15 protein-coding genes are annotated in these 15,573 nt (G+C 72.9%); 12 read left to right on the forward strand and 3 right to left on the reverse strand.

Features of this window, described 5'->3' with window-relative positions; genetic code table 11:
- Positions 1-20 precede the first annotated feature (20 nt).
- From VT52_RS02550 to mnmA, 3 genes are all read left to right on the forward strand, one after another.
- Positions 21-299: a hypothetical protein gene (locus tag VT52_RS02550; RefSeq protein WP_046423360.1), complete on the forward strand. Its 279-nt coding sequence runs from the start codon at positions 21-23 to the stop codon at positions 297-299.
- Positions 300-361: 62 nt separating this feature from the next.
- Positions 362-1,531: a cysteine desulfurase family protein gene (locus VT52_RS02555; RefSeq protein ID WP_046423362.1), complete on the forward strand. Its 1,170-nt coding sequence runs from the start codon at positions 362-364 to the stop codon at positions 1,529-1,531.
- A gap of 320 nt (positions 1,532-1,851) precedes the next feature.
- On the forward strand, positions 1,852-2,973 hold the full coding sequence (gene mnmA / locus VT52_RS02560) for a tRNA 2-thiouridine(34) synthase MnmA (protein WP_046423364.1): 1,122 nt from the start codon (positions 1,852-1,854) through the stop codon (positions 2,971-2,973).
- A 6-nt stretch (positions 2,974-2,979) separates the two neighbouring features.
- On the opposite strand, the gene VT52_RS02565 is transcribed toward mnmA, so the two are convergent.
- Both VT52_RS02565 and VT52_RS02570 read right to left on the reverse strand, forming a co-directional pair.
- Positions 2,980-3,762 (reverse strand): alpha/beta fold hydrolase, encoded by a 783-nt coding sequence (locus tag VT52_RS02565; RefSeq protein ID WP_046423366.1) that lies wholly within the window; start codon positions 3,760-3,762, stop codon positions 2,980-2,982.
- 37 nt (positions 3,763-3,799) lie between these two features.
- Positions 3,800-4,123 (reverse strand): DUF427 domain-containing protein, encoded by a 324-nt coding sequence (locus tag VT52_RS02570; RefSeq protein WP_046423368.1) that lies wholly within the window; start codon positions 4,121-4,123, stop codon positions 3,800-3,802.
- A 51-nt stretch (positions 4,124-4,174) separates the two neighbouring features.
- On the opposite strand from VT52_RS02570, the gene VT52_RS02575 reads away from it, so the two are divergent.
- From VT52_RS02575 to VT52_RS02595, 5 genes are all read left to right on the forward strand, one after another.
- Complete coding sequence (locus VT52_RS02575; protein ID WP_046423370.1) at positions 4,175-4,714, forward strand: LOG family protein; 540 nt, start codon at positions 4,175-4,177, stop codon at positions 4,712-4,714.
- A 7-nt stretch (positions 4,715-4,721) separates the two neighbouring features.
- The gene (locus VT52_RS02580; protein ID WP_046423372.1) at positions 4,722-5,420 is read left to right on the forward strand and encodes an SDR family oxidoreductase; all 699 of its coding nucleotides are present in this window, start codon (positions 4,722-4,724) and stop codon (positions 5,418-5,420) included.
- A gap of 30 nt (positions 5,421-5,450) precedes the next feature.
- On the forward strand, positions 5,451-6,458 hold the full coding sequence (locus VT52_RS02585) for a methionine synthase (RefSeq protein ID WP_046423374.1): 1,008 nt from the start codon (positions 5,451-5,453) through the stop codon (positions 6,456-6,458).
- Positions 6,459-6,473: 15 nt separating this feature from the next.
- On the forward strand, positions 6,474-8,672 hold the full coding sequence (gene ligA, locus VT52_RS02590) for an NAD-dependent DNA ligase LigA (protein ID WP_046423375.1): 2,199 nt from the start codon (positions 6,474-6,476) through the stop codon (positions 8,670-8,672).
- Between the two features lie 258 nt (positions 8,673-8,930).
- A complete protein-coding gene (locus tag VT52_RS02595) occupies positions 8,931-11,252 on the forward strand; it encodes a putative bifunctional diguanylate cyclase/phosphodiesterase (RefSeq protein ID WP_079174795.1) in 2,322 nt (773 codons plus the stop codon).
- Here VT52_RS02595 and VT52_RS35195 read toward each other — a convergent pair.
- The gene (locus VT52_RS35195) at positions 11,154-11,675 is read right to left on the reverse strand and encodes a TetR-like C-terminal domain-containing protein (protein ID WP_338059174.1); all 522 of its coding nucleotides are present in this window, start codon (positions 11,673-11,675) and stop codon (positions 11,154-11,156) included. The genes VT52_RS02595 and VT52_RS35195 overlap by 99 nt on opposite strands.
- Before the next feature lie 247 nt (positions 11,676-11,922).
- On the opposite strand from VT52_RS35195, the gene gatC reads away from it, so the two are divergent.
- Genes gatC through gatB form a run of 4 tightly spaced genes read left to right on the forward strand, consistent with a single transcriptional unit; the run spans position 11,923 to position 15,485 of the window.
- Positions 11,923-12,219, forward strand: a complete 297-nt coding sequence (gatC, locus tag VT52_RS02605; protein ID WP_006130840.1) for an Asp-tRNA(Asn)/Glu-tRNA(Gln) amidotransferase subunit GatC — start codon at positions 11,923-11,925, stop codon at positions 12,217-12,219.
- Positions 12,220-12,221: 2 nt separating this feature from the next.
- The gene (gene gatA, locus VT52_RS02610; protein WP_046423378.1) at positions 12,222-13,718 is read left to right on the forward strand and encodes an Asp-tRNA(Asn)/Glu-tRNA(Gln) amidotransferase subunit GatA; all 1,497 of its coding nucleotides are present in this window, start codon (positions 12,222-12,224) and stop codon (positions 13,716-13,718) included.
- On the forward strand, positions 13,715-13,954 hold the full coding sequence (locus tag VT52_RS02615; protein ID WP_046423380.1) for a hypothetical protein: 240 nt from the start codon (positions 13,715-13,717) through the stop codon (positions 13,952-13,954). The genes gatA and VT52_RS02615 overlap by 4 nt, the downstream gene beginning before the upstream one ends.
- 16 nt (positions 13,955-13,970) lie before the next feature.
- A complete protein-coding gene (gene gatB / locus VT52_RS02620) occupies positions 13,971-15,485 on the forward strand; it encodes an Asp-tRNA(Asn)/Glu-tRNA(Gln) amidotransferase subunit GatB (RefSeq protein WP_046423382.1) in 1,515 nt (504 codons plus the stop codon).
- The last annotated feature ends 88 nt before the right edge of the window (positions 15,486-15,573 follow it).

The raw sequence follows: 15,573 nt of genomic DNA on the forward strand, positions 1-15,573 counted from the left end.
ACCACCGGGAGTCCAGCACCATGCAACTCACCGCACCGGCCGCGGGCCGCCCCGAGGCCCCCGCCCGCAACGGCGACGCCGACGGCATGGCCGTCGCGTCCTTCGTCCTCGGCCTCCTCGGCCTCCTCGTCCTGAACCTCTTCCTCGGCCCGATCGCCATCGCCCTGTCCGCGATCTCCCTGTGGCGCGGCACCACCCGCCGCGGCCGCGCCTGTCTGGGTCTGGCCCTGGGCGTCGCCGACCTCGCCGTGCTGCTGATCGCCATCCAGATCTCCAACACGGTGTCCTGGAGCCTGTGAGCCGCCGGCCCGGCCGAGGGCGCGCCGACGGGGAGGCGGCCGCGCCGTAGAATCTCCCCACCATGGCTTACCTCGACCACGCCGCGACCACCCCGATGCTCCCGGAGGCGGCAGCGGCCCTGACCGCGCAGTTGAGCGTCACGGGCAACGCCTCCTCCCTGCACGCCTCCGGCCGCCGGGCCCGTCGTACGGTCGAGGAGTCACGCGAGAGCCTCGCGGACGCGCTCGGCGCGCGGCCCAGCGAGGTGGTGTTCACCTCCGGCGGCACCGAGGCCGACAACCTGGCCGTGAAGGGCCTGTACTGGGCCCGCCGCGCCGCCGACCCCGCCCGTACCCGCGTCCTGTCCAGCCCCGTCGAGCACCACGCCGTCCTCGACGCCGTGCACTGGCTCGGCGAGCACGAGGGCGCCACCGTCGAGTACCTCCCCGTCGACGGGTACGGCCGCGTCCACCCCGACGCCCTGCGCGAGGCTGTCGCCCGCAACCCCGGGGACGTCGCGCTGGCCACCGTGATGTGGGCCAACAACGAGATCGGCACGATCATGCCGATCCGCGAACTCGCCGACGTCGCCGCCGAGTTCGACATCCCGCTGCACGCCGACGCCGTCCAGGCCTTCGGTCAGGTCCCCGTCGACTTCGGTGCCGCCGGCCTCGCCGCGATGACCGTCTCGGGACACAAGATCGGCGGCCCGTACGGCATCGGCGCCCTGCTGCTGGGCCGCGAGTACACCCCCGTACCCGTCCTGCACGGCGGCGGCCAGGAGCGGCATGTGCGCTCCGGCACCCTCGACGTCCCCGCCATCGCCTCCTTCGCCGTCGCCGGCCGGGTCGCGACGGAGCGGCGTGCGCGCTTCGCCCGTGAAGTGGGCGCCCTGCGCGACCGGTTGGCCGACGCCGTGCGAGCCGCCGTACCGGACGCGATCCTCGGCGGCGACCCCGCCCCCGGCGGCCGGCTGCCCGCCAACGCGCACTTCACCTTCCCCGGCTGTGAGGGCGACTCCCTGCTGCTCCTGCTGGACGCCCAGGGCATCGAGTGCTCCACCGGCTCCGCCTGCACGGCGGGTGTCGCCCAGCCCAGCCATGTGCTGCTCGCCGCCGGCGTCGACCCCGACCTGGCCCGCGGCACCCTGCGCTTCTCCCTCGGTCACACCTCCACCGGGGCGGACGTGGACGCGGTCGCCAAGGCCATCGGCCCGGCGGTGGAACGTGCCCGCGCGGCCGGCCTCACCTGAGGCCGCCGGGCGGAAGAGGGCGCGAGAACGACCTACGAGGCGGGTTCCCTTCGCCGGCATTGTCCGGATCAGGTGTATGGAGGTCGCCTTCCGGTCTACGACCATCCGGCCTCTCAGCCCGAGCGTCGACGTCGGCACCAGCGGATCCCTCGCGGTCTCACGCTGACGTCGGCTACTCCGCTTGAACTCCCTCACTCGTCTCGTAGGTCTGCTAAGAGCATAAGCCCGTCCATATCAGACATAAAGGGCCTGGTTCATGATTTTTCCGGAGTCCGGCACCCGGCCGCCCGGGTTCCGGCGCCCCGTACCCTGGAGGGGTTATGACTGAGACCCCGCAGCGCCCCCTCCGCGTCCTCGCCGCCATGTCCGGCGGGGTCGACTCCGCCGTCGCCGCCGCGCGCGCCGCGGAAGCCGGCCATGACGTCACCGGCGTCCATCTCGCGCTCTCCGCCAACCCCCAGTCCTTCCGGACCGGCGCGCGGGGCTGTTGCACCATCGAGGACTCGCGCGACGCCCGCCGTGCCGCCGACGTCATCGGCATCCCCTTCTACGTGTGGGACCTCGCCGACCGCTTCCGCGAGGACGTCGTCGAGGACTTCATCGCCGAGTACGAGGCCGGCCGCACCCCCAACCCGTGCCTGCGGTGCAACGAGAAGATCAAGTTCGCCGCCCTCCTGGACAAGGCCCTCGCCCTCGGCTTCGACGCCGTCTGCACCGGCCACTACGCCCAGGTGATCGTCCGCGCGGACGGCTCCCGCGAGCTGCACCGCGCCTCCGACATGGCCAAGGACCAGTCGTACGTGCTCGGCGTCCTGGACGGGAAGCAGCTCGCGCACGCGATGTTCCCGCTCGGCGACACGGTCACCACCAAGGAGGAGATCCGCGCCGAGGCCGAGCGCCGGGGCCTCGCGGTGGCGAAGAAGCCCGACTCGCACGACATCTGCTTCATCGCCGACGGCGACACCCAGGGCTTCCTCGCCCAGCGGCTCGGCAAGGCCGAGGGCGACATCGTGGACGAGTCCGGCGCCCGCCTGGGCACGCACGAAGGGGCGTACGGCTTCACGATCGGCCAGCGCAAGGGCCTGCGCATCGGCACCCCGGCCCCCGACGGGAAGCCGCGCTACGTCCTCGACATCTCCCCGGTGGACAACACCGTCACGGTCGGCCCGGCCGCCGCCCTGGACGTCACCGCCCTCACCGCGATCAAGCCCCGCTGGTGCGGCACCGCCCCCACCGGCCCCGGCACCTACACCGCCCAGCTGCGCGCCCACGGCGGCGAGACCGAGGTGCGTGCCGAGCCGGCCGACGGCGGACTGCGCGTCACCTTCGCCGAACCGGTGCGGGGCGTCGCCCCCGGCCAGGCGATCGTGCTGTACGACGGCACGCGCGTCGTCGGCTCGGCCACGATCGCCTCCACCACCCGGGTGACGACGGCGGCGTAACCCCGTCTAACCGGCGAAGAAGTCGGCCAGCACCGGCCCCAGCACCTCCGGCTCCACCATGTGGGTCTGCCCCTCCAGGACCCGGTACGCTCCGCCGGGCACCGCGTCCGCGATGTCCCGGCCGGCCCGCCGCATCCACTCGGGGCTCGCGCCGCCCACGACCGCCAGCAGCGGCGCGGAGACGTCCGTCAGGCGGGCACGGGGGAGCAGTCCGTCGCCCATGACCGCGTCGTCGTACGCGAGGCTCGGCGCGGCGGCCTCCAGGCCCGGCCACATGGGGGACTGCCGGGCGCGCTGGATCATCTCCTCGCCGAGCCCGGTGAGCCGCAGGAACAGCTCGACGGCGTCCCCGCGCCGGTCCTGTGCGAGCGCCTGCCCGAGGTCCCGCTTGTACGCGGCCTCCCGCTCGGCGCCGCCCGCCAGATGGTCCGCGTACGGCACCTCGTACACCGCCGTACGGGTGACCGGCAGCCCGCTCGCCGCCGCCTCCAGTGCCAGCGCGCCGCCGGAGGAGACGCCGAACAGCGCGGCGTCGCCGCCGACCGCGTCCAGCAGCGCGGCCAGGTCCTCGACCTCGCGGTCCACCGCGTACGGCGCCGTGTCGCCGCTCCTGCCGCGGCCCCGGCGGTCGTAGACGACGGCCGTCACCCGGTCCGCGAGCCGCTCGGCCAGGGGAGCCAGGGTGCCGCCGGTGGACATCGCGCCGCTCACCAGGATCACCACGGGCCCCCGGCCGGTCACCGCGTAGGCGAGTGGGGTTCCGTCGCGGGAAGTCGTCTTCTCGTCCATGTCCGTGCAGACTGCCGCACGAGGGCGGACTCGTCGCTCACGACACGTCGACGTCGTAGAAGCAGAGATGGTCCTTGATCGGCGCGACCTCCGGCTTCGGCTCGTGGTACGCCCAGACCAGGTCCGGCGCGTCCGGCAGCGACCAGTAGGACGCCGTGCCCTTGAACGGGCAGACGGTGTGGGTCCCGGACGGGGTCAGCAGGTCGACGCGCACGTCCTCGGGCGGGATGTAGTAGCGCGCCGGGCAGCCCGTCTCGCGCAGTACGAGGGGGCGGTCGGTCTCCGCGAGCACCTGGTCGCCGTGCACCACGCGCACGTGCCGCTCGCCGGCTTCGATGGTGATGGTGTGTCCTTCGGCCATACCTGGACAGCGCCGCCGGGCGCCAGGTTCTTCCCGCGTACGGTAGGGGCCATGAACATCTGCGTCTTCCTCTCCGCCGCCGACCTCGACGAGCGGTACACCCGCCCCGCCCGTGAGTTCGCGGAGCTGATCGGCAAGGGCGGGCACACCCTGGTCTGGGGCGGTTCCAACGTCGGTCTGATGAAGGTCGTCGCCGACGGGGTGGAGGAGGCGGGCGGCCGGCTGGTCGGCGTGTCCGTGGAGTTCCTGGCCAACAAGACCCGGCCCGCCGCCGACGAGATGGTGATCGCCTCCGACCTCGCGGAGCGCAAGAAGCTGCTCCTGGAGAAGGCCGACGCCGTGGTCATCATGGTGGGCGGCACCGGCACCCTGGACGAGGCCACCGAGATCCTGGAGCTGAAGAAGCACGGCCGCACCCGGAAGCCGGTGGTGCTGCTGAACACGGCCGGGTTCTACGACGGGCTGCGCGAGCAGTTCCGCCGCATGGAGGAGGAGGGCTTCCTGCCCCGCCCCCTGGCCGACCTGGTCTTCTTCGCCGAGGAGCCGTCCGGCGCGCTGGCCTACCTGGAGGAGCAGGCCGGCACCCGCTGATGCGAGCATGGCGGGTATGGCTACACATGTGATCACCGGGGCCGGTTCCGGCATCGGCGCGGCAGTCGCCCGCCGGCTGCACGCGCGCGGGGACGAACTCGTGCTGCACGCGCGGGACGCGGGGCGCGCGAAGGAACTGGCCGCGGAGTTTCCCGGGTCCCGCACCCTGGTGGGCGACCTCGCCGAACCGGACCGGCTCTCCTGGGCGTTCTCCCACCAGACACCGCCGGACCGGGTGGACTCCCTGCTGCACATCGCCGGCGTGGTGGACCTCGGCGAGGTCGGCGAGCTGACCCCCCGGTCCTGGCGCCACCAGCTCGACGTCAACCTCGTCGCCCCCGCCGAGCTGACCCGCCTCCTGCTGCCCCAGCTGCGCGCGTCCCGCGGCCACGTCCTCTTCGTCAACTCCGGGGCGGGCCTCGCCGCCCACGCCGGCTGGGCCGCCTACGCCGCCTCCAAGCACGGCCTCAAGGCCCTCGCCGACGCCCTGCGCCAGGAGGAGCACGCCGGCGGAGTCCGCGTCACCTCCGTCTACCCCGGCCGCACCGCCGGCCCGATGCAGGCCAAGGTGCACCAGCAGGAGGGCAAGGAGTACGACGCCGGGAAGTGGATCGACCCCGAGTCGGTCGCCACCACGATCCTGATGGCCCTCGACCTGCCCCGGGACGCCGAGGTCAACGACCTGACGGTGCGTCCGGGCCGCTGAGCCGCCCCGCGGGTTCCGTAGGCTTCTCCGGTGAGCGAAAAGAGCGTGTTCAGGTTCGCCGGGGCCACCGGAGTCGGGTCCATGCCCGGCGGGGACGCCCGGGAGGCCGCCAAGACCGTCACCGGGTCCTTCGAGGACTTCCCGTATCTGCCCGAACTGCCCGCCCGCGGCCCCGGCGCCGACATGATCGGCCGGACCGCCGGGATGCTGGTCGAGCTGTACGCGCGCGTGGAGCCCAGCGGCTGGCGGATCGGCGACCGGCCGGGGCGGGACACCCGGCGGGCGCGGGCCTGGCTGGGGGAGGACCTGGACGCGCTGGAGGAGTTCACCCAGGGGTACGAGGGCGACCTCAAGGTGCAGGCGGTCGGGCCCTGGACGCTCGCCGCCGCCCTGGAGCTGAGGAACGGCGAGGCCGCCCTGTCCGACCCCGGCGCCTGCCGGGACCTCGCCGCCTCCCTCGCCGAGGGGATCGGGCTCCATCTCGCCGAGGTCCGGCGCCGGGTCCCCGGCGCCCGCGTCCTGCTCCAGCTCGACGAGCCCTCCCTCACCCCCGTACTGCGCGGCCGGGTCCGCACCGCCAGCGGCTACCGCACCCACCGCGCCGTGGACCGCCAGCTCGTCGAGCACACCCTGCGCGACGTCGTCGGCGCCCACCCCGACGGTCCCGTCGCCGTCCACTCCTGCGCCCCCGACGTCCCGTTCGCCCTGCTGCGCCGGGCCGGCGCCGACGCCGTGTCGTTCGACTTCGCGCTGCTCACCGAGCGTGACGACGATGCGATCGGTGAGGCCGTCGAGGCCGGGACCCGGCTGTTCGCCGGTGTCGTGCCGGGCACGGACGGCCCATTGTCAGACCCTGCCGGTAGCGTCATGGGTGTCAGGACGTTGTGGCGCAGGCTGGGCTTGCATCCGGGCCTGCTCGCCGAGGCGGTCACGGTCACCCCGGCGTGCGGTCTCGCGGGCGCTTCCCCCGCTTACGCGCGCCAGGCGCTCGCCCATTGCGTCCGGGCGGCGAGATCCCTCGCGGACAACCCAGAGTAACGGGAGGACAACACGGTGGCCGGCGACAAGCAGGCGGAGACCACGGCGGTGCCCGCCGAGGCCCGCGACAGGCACGCGCAGCTGGCGGAGCAGATCGAGGAGCACCGCTTCCGGTACTACGTGAAGGACGCTCCCGTCATCAGCGACGCGGAGTTCGACCAGCTCCTGAAGTCCCTGGAGGCGCTGGAGGAGCGGTACCCCGAACTGCGCACCCCCGACTCGCCCACCCAGAAGGTGGCGGGGTCGTACGCGACGGAGTTCACCGCGGTCGAGCACCGCCGGCGCATGCTCTCCCTCGACAACACGTTCAACGACGAGGAGCTGGCCGCCTGGGCCGACCGCATCGCCCGCGAACTGGGCGACCAGACCTACCACTTCCTGTGCGAGCTGAAGGTCGACGGCCTCGCCGTCAACCTCACGTACGAACACGGCCGCCTCACCCGGGCCGCGACCCGCGGTGACGGCCGCACCGGCGAGGACATCACGCCCAACGTCCGTACGATCGCGGACATCCCCGACCGGCTGGGCGGCGAGGAGGTCCCCGACCTGGTCGAGATCCGCGGCGAGGTCTACTTCCCGATGGAGAAGTTCCTCGAACTCAACGAACGCCTGGTCGCGGCCGGCGAGAAGCCCTTCGCCAACCCCCGCAACGCGGCTGCCGGTTCGCTGCGCCAGAAGGACCCCCGTGTCACCGCCACCCGGCCGCTGCACATGGTGGTGCACGGCATCGGCGCCCTGGAGGGCTTCAGCGGCATGACCCGCCTGTCCCAGGCGTACGACCTCCTCAAGTCCTGGGGCCTGCCCACCTCCTCGCACAACCGGGTGGTCGACGACCTCGACGGCGTCCGGCGGTTCATCGCGCACTACGACGGCGAGAACCGCCACTCGGTGGAGCACGAGATCGACGGCGCCGTCATCAAGCTGGACGAGATCCGCCTCCAGGGCCGGCTCGGCTCCACCGCGCGCGCCCCCCGCTGGGCCATCGCCTACAAGTACGCGCCGGAGGAGGTCAACACCAGGCTCATCGACATCAAGGTGGGCGTCGGGCGCACCGGCCGCGTCACGCCGTACGCCCAGGTCGAGCCCGTCACCGTCGCGGGCAGCGAGGTCGAGTTCGCCACCCTGCACAACCAGGAGGTCGTCAAGGCCAAGGGCGTGCTGATCGGCGACACCGTCGTCATCCGCAAGGCCGGCGATGTCATCCCGGAGATCCTCGGCCCGGTGGTCGACCTGCGGGACGGCGGCGAGCGGGAGTTCGTGATGCCCGGCGAGTGCCCCGAGTGCGGCACCCCGCTGCGGCCCATGAAGGAGGGCGACATCGACCTCCGCTGCCCCAACGCCCGCACGTGCCCGGCACAGTTGCGCGAGCGCGTGTCCTATCTCGCGGGCCGCGAGTGCCTGGACATCGAGCACTTCGGCGGTGTGGCCGCCGCCGCGCTCACCCGCCCGCTGGAGCCGGCCGACCCGCCGCTGGTGGACGAGGGCGACCTGTTCGACCTGACGGTGGAGAAACTGCTGCCCATCAAGGCGTACGTCCTGGACCCGGACAGCGGGCTGCCCAAGCGCGACCCCAGGACCGGTGAGGAGAAGGTCGTCACGGTCTTCGCCAACCAGAAGGGCGAGCCGAAGAAGAACACCCTCGCGCTGCTGGAGAACATCGAGGCGGCCAAGTCCCGCCCGCTCGCCCGTTTCCTGAACGGACTGTCCATCCGGCACGTCGGTCCGGTCGCCGCCCAGGCCCTCGCCCGCGAGTTCCGCTCGGTCGACCGCATCGAACAGGCCACGGAGGAGGAGCTGGCGGCCACCGACGGCGTCGGCCCCATCATCGCGGCCGCGGTCAAGGAGTGGTTCGCCGAGGAGTGGCACCGCGAGATCGTCCGCAAGTGGAAGGCCGCGGGGGTCCCGTTGGAGGACCAGGTCAGCGGGGAGGCGGAGGGCCCGCGTCCGCTGGAGGGGCTCACCGTCGTGGTCACCGGCACGCTGGAGAACTTCACCCGGGACGGCGCCAAGGAGGCACTCCAGGTCCGGGGCGCCAAGGTGACCGGCTCGGTTTCGAAGAAGACCTCTTTCGTGGTCGTCGGTGACAACCCGGGATCGAAATACGACAAGGCCATGCAATTGAAGGTTCCGGTGCTCGATGAGGACGGATTCGGCGTCCTGTTGGAGCAGGGTCCGGACGCCGCGACGGAGGCCGCGCTTCCGACCGAGGAGTAGCGGTTGAAGGCCACCCGTTCGGCGCATACCAGTTGCATACGGGTGGCCCCGGCGCATTCGGGCAACCGCCGACGACCGGTGCCCGTGGAAGCCCCGCGCGGCCTAGTGTTGAGTTGTGCACCTGCCGTGCCCGGCGGCGGACGGGGGCATTTCCCTGCCCGCCGCGGGCGCGGCAAGGGTTTCTTCAGCGCGAAGCCGTCGATGGCGTCTGACATCGGCCGCGTGGCGTGGGCACCGCCGGCTGTGAGAGGGACGGGAATGGAACCGACCGAGAGCGTCGCCCCGGACTCACGGCTGCGCCTGCGCCGCCGCGCGCTCGCCTGGCGGGAGATCCTGCGGCCCGCCCGCGCCGGCGGCGGTACCCGCCCGCGCGTCCGCCCGGCCGCGGCCGGCCCCGTCACCCCGCCGGGCACCCGCGTGCCGCTCGCCGTCGAGCCCGCGCCCGGCCTGGCGGGCGCGAGCGTCGGCGGCGAGCCGGAGCCCGGCCGGCCGGGTCCCCGGCCCGCGCTGCCCGCGGCCGTCACGGCGGCCGCCGGGCTCGTCCTGGCCGCCGGTTTCCTGCGCGCCTTCGGTGGCCGGCACGCCCTCTTCCCGTACGGCACCGCCGGCTGGGCGCTGGCCCTGCTCACCGGGATCATCGTCGGCCACCTCGTCATGCTGGGCCGCGCCCGCTGGTGGGGCGGCACCGGCTCGGGCGCCGCGCTCACCCTCGCCGTACTGCTGCTCTACGGCTGGGTGCCCGCCGGCATGGTGAGCCTGACCGTCGTCGTCCTGGTCGGCATCGCCCGCCGGTACCGCTGGCGCCAGGGCGTGCTGCACGGCGCGACGGACATCCTCGGCATCGCCGTGGCCGCCCTGCTGCTCGGCGCGCTCGGCCGGGTGCCCAGCGTGGAGCAGCCCTGGCGGGCGCACAGCTGGAGCCTCGCCACCGCGCCCGAGGTCGTGCTCGCCGCCGTCGCCTATCTCGCCGTCAGCCGCGGCCTGCTGTGGTACCTGACCGCGCCGCGCACCCGCGGACTGCCCGGCATCCCCCGGCCCGCCCTGGTCAGACAGGGCCTGGTGGCCGTGGCGCTGCTCGGCATCGCGCCGCTCGTGTGCGTGGTCGCGGACGCCCAGCCGGTGCTGCTGCCGCTGTTCGCCATCCCCCTCATCGCCCTCGACTCCGCCCTGTGGATGGCCCGCGCCCGCGCCGAGGAGCAACTGCGCGACCCGCTGACCGGACTGCCCAACCGGCAGTGGCTCCAGGAGCGGATCTGGACCGCGCTGGATGAGGCCGACCGGGGCGGTGCCCGTTCCGCGCTCATGCTGATCGACCTCGACCGCTTCCGTTCGGTCAATGACACCCTCGGTCATCTCGCCGGAGACCGGCTGCTGTTGCAGATCGCCGAGCGGCTGCGGCTCGCCCTGCCGCGCGGCGCGGAGGCGGCCCGGCTCGGCGGCGACGAGTTCGCGGTCTTACTGCCCGTCGCCGACTCCATCACGTCGGCGATGCGGGTCGCCCGCGGCCTCGTGACCGCCCTCAGCTCCCCGCTCGACCTCGACGGCCTCACCCTCGTGCTGGAGGCCAGCGCCGGGGTCGCCGTCTTCCCGGACCACGCGCTGGACGCGGAGGGACTGCTGCGGCGGGCCGACGTGGCCATGTACCAGGCGAAGCGGGACCGCACCGGCGTCGAGGTCTACGAGTCCAAGCGGGACTCCAACACCCCGGACCGGCTCGGCCTCCTCGGCGACCTGCGCCGGGCGCTGGACGCGCACGAGGTGCAGTTGCACTACCAGCCCAAGGTGCGCTTCGACGGTCAGGTCGCGGGGCTGGAGGCGCTGGTGCGATGGGTGCACCCGGAGCGCGGGAAGGTCCCGCCGGACGAGTTCATCGCGATCGCCGAGTCCTCCGGGCTGATGCCCCATCTCACCGAGTACGTCCTGGAGACCGCCCTCGGGCAGGTCGCCCGCTGGCGGGCGCAGGGCATCCGGGTGCCGGTCGCGGTCAACGTCTCCCCGCGCGATGTGCACACACCCGGCTTCGCGGGCTCGGTCGCCGCGCGGCTGGCCCGGCACGGGGTGCCGGCGGGCGCCTTGCAGCTGGAGATCACCGAGCACGTCCTGCTGGAGGACCCGCAGCGGGCCGCCGACACCCTCGCGGCGCTCACCGGGCACGGCGTGAAGATGTCCCTGGACGACTTCGGGACCGGGTACTCCTCCCTGGTGCATCTGCGACGGCTGCCGGTCAGCGAGCTGAAGATCGACCGCTCGTTCGTCGCCCGGCTCGCGGTGGACACCGAGGACGCGGAGATCGTGCGCTGCACCGTCGACCTCGCGCACTCGCTCGGGCTGCTCGTCGTCGCGGAGGGCGTGGAGGACGACGAGACCTGGGAGCGGCTGCGGGACCTGGGCTGCGACGCGGTGCAGGGATGGCTGGTGGCCGCGGCGATGCCGCCGGAGGAGACGACGGCATGGCTGCGCTTCCGCCAGACCAGCGTCGGCTCACCCACGCGCCGCCCCCTGCCCGGGGGAGAGGTGCCCGTCCCGGGTGCGAGCGGGCCGCCACCGGCGACGGCGGGCGGCCGCAAGCCGACCCCCTAGACCTTCGCCGCCCCCGCTTCCCGGCTGCTTCCCGGCGAACCGGTCCACCAGCAGCCCCAGGCGCCGATCGTGCGCCCACTCCGGCAGCCGGCCGCCGCGCATCAGGGTCGTCAGGCCGTGCAGGGCCGCCCAGAAGGTCTCGGTCAGCGGGCCGGCGTCCTCCTCGGTGGTGACCGGTGCCACCGCGGCCAGCAGTTCGCCGAAGGCGTCCCGGAGCGGGGCCGGGGTCTGCGGTGCGGCGAACGGCAGGTCCACCAGACGGGTGAACATCGCGTCGTACAGGGCGGGCCGGCGCCGGGCGAAGGCCGTGTAGGTCCGGGTGACCGCGAAGAGCGGGGCCCGGACGCCGTCGGCGGCCGGGTGTGCCTGCCGCGGCTCCCTCGCCAGGTCGGCGCAGCCGTCGACCGCGACCGCCGCCGTGATCGCGTCCTTGCCCTTGAAGTGACTGTAGAGGACCGGCCGGCTTTACTCGATCTCGGCGGCCGGCCGGCGCGTGGTCACCGCGTCCCGGCCCTCAGCGCCGCGCCGCTCTTCGCGGTGTGACCGGCCCGCCGGGCAGGGCGGCGCGGAGCCGCCGCGGGCCCGTCCGGGGAAACCGTTTAACGGCCACGCCACCCCGCCCCATAGGATTGGCTCCAAAACACACGCACTCACCCCAGAGGATCGCTGCATGCCTGGCATCACGCGCGAGGAGGTCGCCCACCTCGCCCGGCTGGCGCGTCTGGAGCTGAAGCCCGAAGAACTCGACCACTTCGCCGGCCAGCTCGACGACATCATCGGCGCGGTCGCCCGCGTCAGTGAGGTCGCCGACCAAGACGTACCGCCGACCTCGCACCCGCTCCCGCTGACGAACGTCATGCGGGCGGACGAGGTCCGTCCCTCGCTCACCCCCGAGCAGGCGCTCTCCGGCGCCCCCGCGCAGGAACAGCAGCGTTTCAAGGTGCCGCAGATCCTGGGGGAGGAGTGACCATGACGGACAACATCATCAAGCTCACGGCCGCGCAGATCGCCGAGAAGATCGCCTCCGGCGAGCTGACGGCCGTCGCGGTCACCGAGGCCCACCTCGCCCGCATCGAGGCCGTGGACGAGAAGGTGCACGCCTTCCTGCACGTCGACCGCGAGGGCGCCCTCGCCCAGGCCCGCGCCGTGGACGAGAAGCGGGCCCGCGGCGAGAAGCTCGGCCCGCTGGCCGGCGTCCCGCTCGCGCTCAAGGACATCTTCACCACCGAGGGCGTGCCCACGACCGTCGGCTCGAAGATCCTCGAGGGCTGGATCCCGCCGTACGACGCCACGCTCACCAAGCGGCTCAAGGCCGCCGACGTCGTCATCCTCGGCAAGACCAACATGGACGAGTTCGCCATGGGGTCCTCCACCGAGAACAGCGCCTACGGCCCGACCGGCAACCCCTGGGACCTCACCAAGATCCCCGGTGGCTCCGGCGGCGGTTCCTCCGCCGCGCTCGCCTCCTACGAGGCCCCGCTCGCCATCGGCACCGACACCGGCGGTTCCATCCGCCAGCCGGCCGCCGTCACCGGCACCGTCGGCGTGAAGCCGACGTACGGCGCGGTCTCCCGCTTCGGCATGGTCGCCTTCTCCTCCTCCCTGGACCAGGGCGGCCCCTGCGCCCGTACGGTCCTGGACGCGGCCCTGCTGCACGAGGTCATCGCGGGCCACGACCCGATGGACTCCACCTCCGTCGACGCCCCGGTCCCGCCGGTGGTCGAGGCCGCCCGCAACGGCGGCGTGGCGGGCATGCGCGTCGGTGTGGTCAAGCAGTTCCGCGGCGAGGGCTACCAGGCCGGCGTCATCCAGCGCTTCGACGAGTCCGTCGAGCTGCTGAAGGAACTGGGCGCCGAGATCGTCGAACTGGACTGCCCGTCCTTCGACCTGGCGCTGTCGGCGTACTACCTGATCGCGCCCTCGGAGTGCTCCTCCAACCTCGCCCGCTTCGACGGCCTGCGCTACGGCCTGCGGACCGGCGACGACGGCTCGCACTCGGCCGAGGAGGTCACCTCCCTGACCCGCGAGGCCGGCTTCGGCCCCGAGGTCAAGCGCCGCATCATGCTCGGCACGTACGCCCTGTCGAGCGGCTACTACGACGCCTACTACGGCTCCGCGCAGAAGGTCCGCACCCTCATCACGCGGGACTTCGAGAAGGCGTTCGAGCAGGTCGACGTGATCGTCTCCCCGACGACCCCGACCACCGCCTTCGCGATCGGCGAGCGCGCCGACGACCCGATGGCGATGTACCTCGCGGACCTGTGCACCATCCCGACCAACCTGGCGGGCAACGCGGCCATGTCGCTGCCCTGCGGGCTCGCCCCGGAGGACAACCTCCCGGTGGGTCTTCAGATCATCGCCCCGGCGATGCGGGACGATCGCCTCTACAAGGTGGGCGCCGCCGTCGAGGCCGCCTTCGTGGAAAAGTGGGGACACCCGCTGCTTGAGGAGGCTCCGTCGCTGTGAGCAAGCTGTCCAAGGCCAAGGACTTCAAGAAGTCCAGGTCCGGTACGTACCTGTCCATGGCCACCACCGCGTTCGGCGCGATCGGTGTCACCAAGCAGATCAAGAAGGCCCGCGCCGAGCACGACACGCTGCGGCTGATCGACGCCGCGGTCTCCGCCGCCGCGATCGCGACCGGCCTCGCGATCCTCTACCGCGAGCTGAAGCGGCTGGGCGACGACGACGTCCTGCTGGGCTGAGAGGGAAGTTTTCACCGTGACCACCACGACCGACCTGGTGTCGTACGAGGACGCGCTGGCGTCGTACGACCCCGTCATGGGCCTCGAGGTCCATGTCGAACTCGGCACCAAGACCAAGATGTTCTGCGGGTGCTCCACGGAGCTGGGCGCCGAGCCCAACTCGCAGACCTGCCCCGTCTGCCTCGGCATGCCCGGCGCGCTCCCGGTCGTCAACGCGACCGGCGTCGAGTCGGCCGTCCGGATCGGCCTCGCGCTGAACTGCTCGATCGCCGAATGGTGCCGCTTCGCCCGGAAGAACTACTTCTATCCGGACATGCCGAAGAACTTCCAGACCTCCCAGTACGACGAGCCGATCGCCTTCGACGGCTACCTCGATGTGCAGCTGGAGGACGGCGAGACCTTCCGCGTGGAGATCGAGCGCGCCCACATGGAGGAGGACACCGGCAAGTCGACGCACGTCGGCGGCGCCACCGGCCGTATCCACGGCGCGTCCCACTCCCTGCTGGACTACAACCGCGCCGGCATCCCGCTCATCGAGATCGTCACCAAGCCGATCGTGGGCGCCGGCGAGCGTGCCCCCGAGGTGGCCAAGGCGTACGTGCGTGAGCTGCGCGAGGTCATCCGTGCCCTCGGCGTGTCCGAGGCCCGCATGGAGATGGGCCAGATGCGCTGCGACGTGAACCTGTCGCTGATGCCCAAGGGCGCCGAGAAGTTCGGCACGCGCTCGGAGACGAAGAACGTCAACTCCCTGCGCTCGGTGGAGCGTGCGGCCCGCTTCGAGATCATGCGGCACGCGGCCGTGCTCTCCTCCGGCGGCACCATCGTCCAGGAGACCCGCCACTTCCACGAGGACACCGGGTCCACGACCTCGGGCCGCGTGAAGGAGGAGGCCGAGGACTACCGGTACTTCCCGGAGCCCGACCTGGTCCCCGTCGCGCCCTCACGCGAGTGGGTCGAGGAGATCCGCGCGGCGCTGCCCGAGCTGCCGCTGGTGCGCCGCACCCGGCTGCTCGCCGAATGGGGCATCTCGGCCACCGAGATGCAGGCGATCCTGAACGCCGGCGCGCTGGACCCGATCGTCGCCACCATCGAGGCCGGGGCCGACGCGGCCTCCGCCCGCAAGTGGTGGATGGGCGAACTGGCGCGCAGCGCCAACGAGTCCGGCACCTCCCTGGACGGGCTGGCGATCACCTCGCAGCAGGTGGCCCGGGTCACCGAGCTGGTCGCGAAGGGCGATCTGAACGACAAGCTGGCCCGCCAGGTCATCGAGGGCGTTCTCGCGGGCGAGGGCACCCCGGACGAGGTCGTCGACAAGCGCGGCCTCAAGGTCGTCTCCGACGACTCGGCGCTCGGCACCGCCGTGGACGAGGCCATCGCCGGCAACCCCGGCATCGCGGACAAGATCCGCGGCGGCAAGGTGGCGGCGGCCGGCGCCCTGGTCGGCGCGGTCATGAAGGCCACCCGTGGCCAGGCCGACGCGGCCCGCGTCAAGGAGCTGATCCTGGAGCGGCTGGGCGTCGGCGAGGGCTGACGCGGGGGCCGGCCGGCGAGAGCCGGGCCACCGTCGACCGTGGGGGGACGCGCCGCACCGGCGCGTCCCCCCACGGCATTTCCTCCCT

It is taken from the genome of Streptomyces malaysiense, from assembly GCF_000980885.2.
Taxonomy (GTDB): domain Bacteria; phylum Actinomycetota; class Actinomycetes; order Streptomycetales; family Streptomycetaceae; genus Streptomyces; species Streptomyces malaysiense.